The organism is Rahnella sp. Larv3_ips (assembly GCF_003697865.1).
Classification (GTDB): Bacteria; Pseudomonadota; Gammaproteobacteria; order Enterobacterales; family Enterobacteriaceae; genus Rahnella; species Rahnella rivi.
Genome location: NZ_MJIB01000014.1, coordinates 273,505 through 282,325 on the forward strand (window position 1 = coordinate 273,505; position 8,821 = coordinate 282,325).

Sequence of the window (8,821 nt, forward strand, 5' to 3'; positions counted from 1 at the left end):
TTTTGCGAATGAAGAAAAAGGATTCCCTGATGGCAAAAATAATTTCCTCACCTACAAGATGGCAGTATTTCAGCCTGTTTCTGCTCGCGGTTCTGCTTAGCGGCTGTGGCCTGACTCAGAAAGTGGTCGATGGCACCAAAGGCGTGACCAAAGCGATTTTCTACAAGCAAATTAAAACACTGCATCTCGATTTTTCCCCGCGCACTTCTATGAACACAGATGAAGGCGATCAGTCATCGCTCGCCACCATGGTGCGTGTTTATCAGCTTAAAGATCGCAAAGCCTTTGACGCCGCGGATTATGAAAAGCTGCTGCTTCAGGCCGACAACCTGTTAAAAGCCGATGCCCTGGCCTCTAAGGAAGTGCTGGTGATGCCGGGCGGTGATGTATCACTGGATATGCCCATGGAACCCGATGCTCAGTTTGTCGCGGTGGTGGCGTTGTTTCGCAACCCGGACAGACAACATGATACATGGCGTGTGGTCCTGAAACGGGAAGAGCTTGATCCCGACAAGCCCCGCACGCTGGAACTCAGTAACGGGCTGCTTACGTTGTTACCACTCAAAGATTAAATGGAGGTTTCTGTGGTTAATATCCTGAAAAATCTTCTCCCTGATACGACAGGTTTGTCCCGCTACTCACTTGATATCTGGAACAGCCCTTACAGTCTGGACGTGCTGAACTTTCGCGGCGAGGAACAGCTCAGCGAGACTTTTTCCTACACCGTTGACGTCACCTGCCCCGAACCGGATATCGATGCCGCACAGATGCTGCGCCAGTTCGCCAGCTTCACGATGGGCACGCCTTTCCAGCCCGAACGCGCCGTGTACGGCGTTATCCGTGACTTTCAGCGCCTGTCGACCTCCGCCGACGAAACCCTTTACCGCCTTGAGCTGGTGCCACGCCTGCGGCTGCTGGAAAACAGCACCAACAGCTTTATTTTTCAGAACCAGTCGGTGCCCGAAGTGGCGGAATTTATCCTGCGCAAGCACGGGCTCGAAGGGCAGGATTTTGAGTTTCGCCTCAGCCACACCTACCCCGACCGTGAGCTCATCACACAATGGGGCGAGACCGACCTGCAGTTTATAAAACGCATTCTGGCCGAGGTCGGTATCTGGTTTCGCTTTGAGGCGGACACCCGCCTGACGTGTGAAAAGGTGCTGTTCGGCGACGGGCCGGAGCAGTACCAGTTTGGCGTCACCCTGCCGTACTGCGAGCCGTCGGGGATGAGCGACGCCCACGCCGAAAGCGTCTGGGGGCTGAAAATCCACTGGAACGCCGTGACCGGCAAAATCTTTAAACGCGATTACAACTACCGCGAGGCCACCACGCCGCTGGACGCCAGCGCACAGGTGCGCAGCGCAGCGCCGGTGACCGGCGAAAGCTACCTGTACGCCCGGCCCTACCGCGAGGCCGGTGAGGACGTGGACGCCGCCGCCGAAACCGGCGCGTTTTATGCCCGCATACGCCATGAACGTAAACTGAATCATCAGTGCCGCATCTTTGCCCGCACCACCGGCAGCGGGCTGGCACCGGGTCAGGTGCTGAAGCCGCAGGCCTACCCGTTCAGCGACCTGCCGGACGGCATCCTCATTACCCGCATCGTCGCCAAAGGCTCGCGCACTGACCACTTCCGCCTCAATATCTGGGGCATGGCCTACCGCGAAACGATTGGCTTCCGCCCCGAACCGCCGGCGCGGCCGGTGCTCAGCGGCACGATACCGGCGCGGGTGGAAAGCCCGAACAAAGGCGACACTTACGCGTGGCTCGATAATCAGGGGCGTTACCGCGTACGGATTGACGGCGACCGCGCCCCGGCGGATGCCGGTTATGCGTACCTGTGGTTGCGCCTCGCCAAACCCTACGGCGGCGACGGCTACGGCTGGCATATGCCGCTGACCGACGGCACCGAAGTGGCCATCGCCTTTGACGGCGGTGACCCCGACCGGCCGTATATCGCCGTCGCGCTGCACGACTCTGAACATCCTGACCACGTGACGGAACGGAACCACACCCGCAACGTCCTGCGCACTCCGTCAAATAACAAGCTGCGGATGGAGGACCGGCGCGGTGAGGAGCACATCAAGCTCGCCACCGAATACGGCAAAACCCAGCTGAATAGCGGGCATATCGTGGATGCGCAAAACGCGCCGCGCGGGCAAGGTTTTGAGCTGCGCACCGATGAACACGGCGTCCTGCGCGGTGGTAAGGGCGTCTTTCTCAGCGCGGACGCCCAGCCGCAGGCGCAGGGTCAGGTGCTGGATAACAGCGCGGCGATGGCTGAAATCGACTACCTGCAGCGTCAGGTAAAGGCCCTCAGCCAGGCAGCCGCCGAAGCCAGCGCGCTGGAGGCCGATATCGCGGCGCAAATCGCGATGTTCAGCGAACGGCTGAAGCCGATAAATCAGGTGGTGCTGGCAAGCGCGCCGGAAGGCATGGCGCTGACCAGCGGCGAACATATGCAGCTCGCGGCGACCCAAAACATAATTCTGAACGCCGGAAAAAACGCGGATATCGGGGTGATTAAGAACCTGACCGTCAACACCGGTGAGGAAATGGGCATCTTTGCGCTGAAGGGCGAGATGAGCCTGAAGGCCAGCGAGGGTAAGGTCGACGTTCAGGCGCAGAACAACCGGCTGGCGCTTGCGGCGGGCAAAAAAGTGAGCATCACGGCGGTGGACGGCGACATCCTGTTCAGCGCGAAAAAGCGCATCACGCTGATTGGCGGCGGCAGTTATCTCATCCTGCAGGACGGCAAAATTGAGTACGGCACGGCCGGTGAATATTTCAGGAAAACGCCGCACACGGTGCTGACGGTGGCGGATCCTGTGCGGCTGAATATGCCCTATCTGCCGGGGGGCGGGAAATACGACCTGGCACTGGATTTCAGGGATGAAGACTCAAATGCCATAGCCAACGCGGATTACCGCATCACATTCGAAAGCGGTTCGGTACTGGCTGGCAAGCTTGATGAACAGGGATATGCATTGCACAAAAATGTGCCGTTTGAATCAGCCAGCGTGGAATACGTTTTGCCCGACCCCTTACCGGATCCGGACTGGGAACGCTACACCTCACTAGATGCGGCAACGGACAGCCTTTTAACGAAATAACAGGGACAATCACCAATGGATGACGATTTCGCCAGGGCTCTGGCATTTTTCACCCCGCCGCCTGACAGCTGGGTCTACAGTGGGCAAAAAAAAATTGAGGCTGCAGGGCAATGGATTTGGGAAACCCTGCAGGGAGATTTCAATACCGGACAAACTACCGGACAGGTCGTCACAGGGACGGTGATTTCCATGATCCCTTTTGTGGATCAGCTCTGCGATATCCGCGATCTGGTGGCTAACTGCAAAAAAATTAATGAAGACGACAGCGACAACTGGGCATGGGTTGCGTTATGCCTGACATTGATCGGCTGCTTCCCGGTGTTAGGGTCGCTGTGCAAGGGCGGATTTAAAGTCCTGTTTTTGTATTTGCGCAAAAGTCATCTGGATCAGCTAAACAACCCCGGCCAGCTTTACCGTGCTCTTGAAGGCGCCATCGGCTTATTGAACGATTTTCTGAATATGCCCGCCACACGCAGCGCGCTGAAGTATCTGAAAATTTATAACCCTTACCGTTTCCTCGAGGAGAAATTACGCAGCGTGATCGACAGCCTGGACGTCTTCGACCTGTTAAATGTTTTTGATGAACTCCTCTCCGTCACCAAAAAACTTCTCGATAAAGTCACTGCCTGGGGCCCGGCATCGTTAAAGCAACCTGTAGCCGCGTTGTGGAACATGTTGATGGCTGTACGTCGCAACGCGGACCGGATGCTGGGTAAAGCCCTCGCGCCCCTCACCGATTTACTGGAAAAACTGGCAAACCGCCTGCGTGTTGAAGGTGACAATGCCTACCGTGCGCATGTGGGCAGCAACGCACACATCTACGGCGGTGAACGGGCGGCAAAAGAAGTGGAGATGATTAAGCAGGAAAAACCGGATTGGGTGGATGTTGGGGTAAGTGAACTGAAGTATGAACCATTAGAAGAGATTTCCAGTACGCAGGTCACCCAAATCACCAAAGGATGGCCTGATTTTCGAAACAATTCCTCTAATGGCGCATTGAAAGGAAAATTTAATACCTTCGATACCTCGATGACAGCCACAGAAATTCCTCCGGGTGAAATTATCTTTCGGGTCATTGACTCAAACTCTTCAGACAACAGCATCTGCTGGATGCGAAAGGCAGAGTTTGAAAAACTGACATCTAAAAGTGACTGGCGAAAACGTTTCGCCGTATGGAAAAGCTGGAATGAAAACGGGGAATATGTCGTTTACACAGTTCCGCCGGGGCAACCTCTTAAGGTCTGGGAAGGCCGCGCTGCAACACAAATTAATGAGAATGCCAAAGAATATTCGCTGGAAGGTGGAGCGGTGCAAATCGTACTGGACCCGTCGCAGCTTAGAAAAGAGTTTACCGGTGAGCGGCGGAAAACCGGCTGGGGCTATGGCGATGTGGCCGGTGACCCGGTCAGCCCTTATCTGGGGTTACCGAAGCTAGAGAATAAAAACAACTGGTATGAACCAAAAGGAAAAGAATAATGGGTATTTTACATCCGCAGGAATGTTACTTTTTAGAAAAATTTATCTCGGCAGAACATTATGCCGAAACCCGTGATGCAATTATTGCTTATATCGATGCCCATGAAAAAGCCCTGGCAAGATATAAACGTGAAATGCCGCTTAATACCCGTAAGCTTCCCCAATGGCAGCAGGCTGATATAGTATGGGAATCGCGCGTGATGCCTAATATCAGACCAATGAAAGAACGATACATGAAAGCTTATATTCTACGAACTCATAAGGACATCAAAGCATTCGATATTGGCCATGCTATGAGTAGCATCAGTAGAGGGATCGTAGAGTTTTGGAATGGATGGATGACCGAATATGAAATAGAACAAATATCTGCTCTCGAATCCAAAGCGAGTAAACTTGATAAGCGTCTGTCAATAACATTAAGAGGTGCCTGGATAGAGGGTAATCTGACATATATTCATTCAATGTATGATAAATCCGAGTTACCTAAGACAATTCCGCGTTATGAATTAGATCACTCAGTGCGTATTGATTCAGGCGATGTTCCAACGCAGACAGGTTTCTATTTGCCGGATATTGATTTTTCACCAGCAAGATTTATTCCTGAAGACTATGGTAAACCGGCCTCAGCGAGACAAGGTACCCAACGCAGTGACTGGGTGGATTCAGAAACAGGTGAAAAGGAATATCGCTGGCTGGAATCTCAGTGGGCAAAAACTGGCTGGACCCTTATCCGCCGGGTTGAAGGCGAATTTATCGATGTGCCGCCGGAAGGTTTTTTCCCGAAAGGATTACCGGAAGAATTATACAACTGGCCGGAGAAAGAGAAGTTATTACGCCAGGTGGAACCTACCCGAATCACCGCATACAGTGGCGAAACCAGCCCGCACTCCGGCCGCTGGGGCACCTTTATCGACGGCAGTTTGCATTATGTTCATGTCAGACAAGGCCAAGCCCTGCCGGAATATGAAGACAAAGAAGGCAGGCTTCATCGTACACTTTGGTCACTGCTGGAGCGGGATGATAAGGGCAGCGTTTTTATAAACAGCTGAATGACTTTTGGGCGAGTAACCGGTTTTGATTTAAACCGGTTACTGTTTTTCATTAGGAAGTGACGGATTAATTCAGAGGGAAAGAATAATGGGTATTTTACATCCACAGGAATGTTACTTTTTAGAAAAATTCATCTCAGCAGAACATTATGCCGAAACCCGTGATGCCATCACTGCCTATATTGATGCCCATGAAGAAGCCCTGGCAAGATATAAACGTGAAATGCCGCTCAATACCCGTAAACTCCCTCAATGGCAGCAGGCTGATATAGTATGGGAATCACGCGTAATGCCTAATATCAGACCAATGAAAGAGCGTTACATGAAAGCTTATATTCTGCGAACTCATGGCGACATTAAGGCATTCGATATTGGTCATGCTATGAGAAATATTAATAGGGGTATTTCTGAGTTTTGGGATGGTTGGATGAGTAGTGATGAAGGTGAGAAAATTTCTGAACTAAGATATTTAGCTTCGGAGCTTGATGACCGATTATCATCAACCCTTGATGCAATATGGAGTGAAGGCCATTTGACTTATATTGATCGAGGTGTTTACACATTAGATGAAATACCACCTAGAATACCAAGGTATAAACTGGACCCATCTGTTCGTATTGAAATAAATGAAAATCCTGTAGAAACTGGAATATATTTACCTGATATTAATTTTGCCAGCGCGCGGTTTATTCCCGCAGATTTTGGTGAGCCTCCTGAAGCGTGGCAGGGAATAACACGGACAGATAAGACTGCGTTTGATACAGGAAAGCCATTGTTTCATTGGAAAGAATCTCAGTGGGCAAAAACCGGCTGGACCCTTATCCGCCGGGTTGAAGGCGAATTTATCGATGTGCCGCCAGAAGGTTTTTTCCCGAAAGGATTACCGGAAGAATTGTATAACTGGCCGGAGAAAGAGAAGTTATTACGCCAGGCGGAACCCGTCCGTATCACCGCATACAGCGGCGCAATCAGCCCGCACACCGGCCGCTGGGGCACCTTTATCGACGGCAGTTTGCGTTATGCTCATGTCAAACAAGGCCAAGCCCTGCCGGAATATGAAGATAAAGAAAGCAAGCTTCATCGTACGCTTTGGTCACTGCTGGAGCGGGATGATAAGGGCAGCGTTTTTATAAACAGCTGAATGACTTTTGTGCATGTAGCCGGTTTTGATTTAAATCGGTTACTGTTTTTCATTAGGAAGTGACGGATTAATTCAAAGGGAAAGAATAATGGGTATTTTACATCCACAGGAATGTTAATTTTTAGAAAAATTCATCTCAGCAGAACATTATGCCGAAACCCGTGATGCCATTATTGCCTATATCGACGCCCATGAAGAAGCCCTGGAAAGATATAAACGTGAACTGCCGCTTAATGCCCGAAAACCCCCTCAATGGCAGCAGGCCGATATGGTATGGGAAAATCGCGTGATGCCTAATATCAGACCGATGAAAGAACGTTACATGAAAGCTTATATTCTACGAACTCATAAGGACATCAAAGCATTCGATGTTGGCCATGCTATGAGTAGCATCAGTAGAGGGATCGTAGAGTTTTGGAATGGTTGGATGACCGAATATGAAATAGAACAAATATCTGCTCTCGAATCCAAAGCTAGTAAACTTGATAAGCGTCTGTCAATAACATTAAGGGGTGCCTGGATAGAGGGTAAGTAAAACAGGTAAAAAACTCTCTTTCTGGACGGATGAACAACTCAAAGCTGCCTGGGCGGGCATTCAAAAAGCCACTGACCTGACGCTGGAAACCCTGAAACAAATTGACTGGGTACAGGTGCTGACCAGCGTTGCTAAAACGGTGGGGGTGATTTTGGTTGCCATTGGCATCGGTGCGGTGGTGGTAACGTTAGGCATACCGGAAGCCCTGGTAGCGGCTTTTTTACTGATTATCAGGCTGGCCATTATGGCATGGGAATCGCTGGGTACCGTACTGGCCGTGGGTGCCAGCACCGCAGCGGTCGCAGCACAATAATAAGGAAATTAAAATGGACTTAAATTACATCGAGCGCTGGCTGGCAGATGCCACCGTCAATTATCAGGACGGACGCCCTGCAGTTGGGCTGGGGCTGATCATTACCGTATTTTTTCGCAATGGGCATACACCTGAAGTGCGTCAAAAAATGGTTGGCTGTGTTGACCGTTTTTATAAAGAATTTGGCGATTTATTGAAAAAGCAAATGAATGGTCGTTGGGTCGGAATAACCGAAAAAAATTATGCCACAAAAAAGCGGGAAATCATTGATTCTACACCAGAAGAAATTTTTTCATGGCATCTGACCAGTGCTGCCGAGGACTATCTTGCACCAGATTACGCGATATCCATTATGGGAAAGCGCATTTTCCATAATGAAAATGATCGCTCTGTTATCAAACTGACCTTTCCATTGAGTCTTTTGAAAGAAGAGGATGGTTCACTGCGCTACCAAGACTGGCTGCTCTGGCTTTGTAATGAATTCGAGGTTGAAAGCGGTTATGCAGGAATATCTTTCTCCCTTCCTCAGGAGTTTCATCGCATGTTCCCTTATGAGTATTCATTGGCACAACGATTCCCCGGTGTGATGGTAGATTCGATCGGTATGCTTGAAGGCGGAGATGCAGTTGAAGGTATTAAAGGAGCTTGCTGGTATACCATCCTGGGGAATATGTGGGTTGAAAAGCTGGGAGGGGTATCTTTTGTTAACAGAATGGTAGCAGACACTCCTGAAATCGCTATCTTGTCCTACAATCAGGGGCTGATTTTACAAGCCGGTCAACAGCCTCCGGGACTCGGTGAAATTAATGACGAAGGCTTACCGTCACTTTTAGCCAAGGTGAATCAAATTATCCACCCGATACGTCAGGATGGTCATAACAGTCTGCACTTCTATTCAATGGAGGATAACCATCAGTTTAATAAAGAATCCTCCATGAAATGGTATGCGCGCTTTGACGAAGCGAGCGATAAATTACCCATCCCGAAATTATTGCCGGACGAACACGCTGAACCAGCGCGTATCACCGCATACAGCGGTGAAACCAGCCCGCACTCGGGCCGCTGGGGCACCTTTATCGACGGCAGTTTGCATTATGTTCATGTCAAACAAGGCCAAGCCCTGCCGGAATATGAAGATAAAGAAAGCAAGCTTCATCGTACGCTTTGGTCACTGCTGGAGCGGGATGATAAGGG

Annotated in this window: 7 protein-coding genes and 1 pseudogene; all 8 read left to right on the top strand. The window is 50.6% G+C overall.

The features are described 5' to 3' along the window. The first annotated feature begins 29 nt into the window (after positions 1 to 29). Complete coding sequence (tssJ, locus tag ED901_RS17860) at positions 30 to 572, top strand: type VI secretion system lipoprotein TssJ (RefSeq protein ID WP_122096949.1); 543 nt, start codon at positions 30 to 32, stop codon at positions 570 to 572. Next, positions 573 to 3,113 carry a type VI secretion system Vgr family protein gene (locus ED901_RS17865; RefSeq protein ID WP_122096730.1) on the top strand — a complete coding sequence of 847 codons (2,541 nt, stop codon included), beginning with the start codon at positions 573 to 575 and terminating at the stop codon, positions 3,111 to 3,113. A 15-nt stretch (positions 3,114 to 3,128) separates the two neighbouring features. Continuing rightward, positions 3,129 to 4,589 carry a hypothetical protein gene (locus tag ED901_RS17870; RefSeq protein WP_122096731.1) on the top strand — a complete coding sequence of 487 codons (1,461 nt, stop codon included), beginning with the start codon at positions 3,129 to 3,131 and terminating at the stop codon, positions 4,587 to 4,589. Further along, positions 4,589 to 5,638 carry a type VI secretion protein ImpA gene (locus ED901_RS17875; protein ID WP_122096732.1) on the top strand — a complete coding sequence of 350 codons (1,050 nt, stop codon included), beginning with the start codon at positions 4,589 to 4,591 and terminating at the stop codon, positions 5,636 to 5,638. The genes ED901_RS17870 and ED901_RS17875 overlap by 1 nt, the downstream gene beginning before the upstream one ends. Before the next feature lie 88 nt (positions 5,639 to 5,726). Further along, positions 5,727 to 6,779, top strand: coding sequence for a type VI secretion protein ImpA (locus ED901_RS17880; RefSeq protein ID WP_122096733.1), 1,053 nt, complete (start codon positions 5,727 to 5,729; stop codon positions 6,777 to 6,779). A 133-nt stretch (positions 6,780 to 6,912) separates the two neighbouring features. Then, positions 6,913 to 7,308 (top strand): annotated as a pseudogene (locus ED901_RS25475) (type VI secretion protein ImpA); the annotation flags it as partial. Between the two features lie 121 nt (positions 7,309 to 7,429). Continuing rightward, positions 7,430 to 7,627, top strand: a complete 198-nt coding sequence (locus tag ED901_RS25640; RefSeq protein ID WP_371414324.1) for a hypothetical protein — start codon at positions 7,430 to 7,432, stop codon at positions 7,625 to 7,627. Positions 7,628 to 7,640: 13 nt separating this feature from the next. Further along, positions 7,641 to 8,821: DUF3396 domain-containing protein (locus ED901_RS17895; protein ID WP_162997909.1), on the top strand; the 1,181-nt coding region annotated here is incomplete at its 3' end.